Source organism: Saccharomonospora iraqiensis subsp. paurometabolica YIM 90007 (genome assembly GCF_000231035.2).
GTDB classification, from domain to species: Bacteria; Actinomycetota; Actinomycetes; order Mycobacteriales; family Pseudonocardiaceae; genus Saccharomonospora; species Saccharomonospora paurometabolica.
This window is the reverse complement of sequence record NZ_KI912232.1, coordinates 82,428-83,919: the sequence shown is the minus strand read 5'-3', so window position 1 is coordinate 83,919 and position 1,492 is coordinate 82,428. Positions and strand designations below refer to the sequence as shown.

Genomic DNA, 1,492 nt, shown 5'->3' with positions numbered 1-1,492 from the left:
CGCGCAGCAGGTCGGGGTCCGGCCGGCCGCCCAGTGCGGCGGGCACCCCGGACCCGGCCGCCACCACGCCCAACGTCGCCGTCGTCCCGAGCCCTGCCGCGAGCAGGGCGATTCCCGTACGCACTCCCTCTCCTCTGCCATTCCCCCCGGACGGTGTCCACCCGGTCAACGTCGTGCCCGCGCACCCGGTTCCCCCGACACGCCCGTGCGCCGGGCCGGGCGTACGGGTCGGTTCCCGTCGCCCGGAACCGGGTCTCACACCACCGGGCGTACCGGGGCCTCCTCGCGGGGGCCGTGCCGGCACAGCTCCGTCCAGGCGTCGGCCAGCCGGTCCACCAGGGCCTCCAGCACCGCGGGCCCGCGCATGAACGGGATCCGCAGGTGGTCGTCGTGCCCTCCGGTCGGGTCCATCACCGACCCGGGCACGACCTCGACGCCGTGCCGCAGCGCGAGTTGGGCGAAGCTGTCCGCGTCCTGCCCGTCGGGCAGCGCCACCCAGAGCGAGGACCCGCCGTCCGGGTTCCGCCACCGCCACCCGGGCAGCCGGTCGGTGAGCAGCTTCTCCAACAGTGCCCGGTGTTCGCGCTGTTCGCGCGCGCGTGCCTCGCCGAGTTCCCCGAGCCGGGGCACCAGCCGCGCCGCGACCGCCTGCTCGATCAGCGGGCTGCCGAGGTCGGCCATCGCCTTGCGCCGGGCGCAGCGCTCGATGACGCCGACCGGGCCGCGCAGCCAGCCCAGCCGCAGCCCGCCCCAGACGGCCTTCAGCGACTGCACGGTCAGCACCTCGCCGCCCACCGGTCCGTGGGCGGCCAACGGCGGGGGCAACGCCTTCCCGTCCGGGACGAGCCGGTCGCCGGCGTAGGCGTTGTCCTCCACCACGGGGACGCCGTGCCGCGCGGCCAGCTCGGCGACCCGCCTGCGGCGGTCGGCCGACATCAGCCTGCCGGTGGGGTTGTGGAACGTCGGCATCACGTACAGCAGCCCGGGTGTCCGTCCGCCGAGTGCCCGGGCCAGCGCGGTGGGCTCGATCCCCTCGTCGTCCAGCGGGACGGGCACCAGGTCCCCGGTGTGCTGGCGGAAGATGTCCAGGCACGGTGACCAGCTCGGCGCCTCCACCACCACCGGCGGTGCCGCACGCAGATACACCTCGGCCAGCAGCACCAGCGCCTGGTGGGCACCGGTGGTGACCAGGATCTGTTCCGGCGTGGTGGGCAGACCCTGGCCGGTGTAGTGCCCGGCGATCGCCTGCCGCAGCCCCGGCAGCCCGCGCGGGTGATAGCCCGGGTCGGCCAGCAGGTCGGCGAGGTCGTGCCGGGCGACCTCCGCCAGGGCCCCGGCCACCTCGGGCACGCCCTCGTCGGCCGCGCAGCTCAACGAGATCAACGGCCCGGTGCCGTCGATGAGCCGCTGCACGATGGCGGTGCCGGAGCCGCCGCGCACGCGCCCGTCGTCCCGCGGCGGGCGGCGGTCCCCGTTCACCCGGGTGCCGCTG

1 protein-coding gene is annotated in these 1,492 nt (G+C 76.3%); it reads right to left on the bottom strand.

Features of this window, described 5'->3' with window-relative positions:
- Positions 1 to 255: 255 nt before the first annotated feature.
- The coding region (locus tag SACPADRAFT_RS26955; protein WP_040924201.1) for an aminotransferase-like domain-containing protein at positions 256 to 1,492 on the bottom strand (1,237 nt) is incomplete at its 5' end.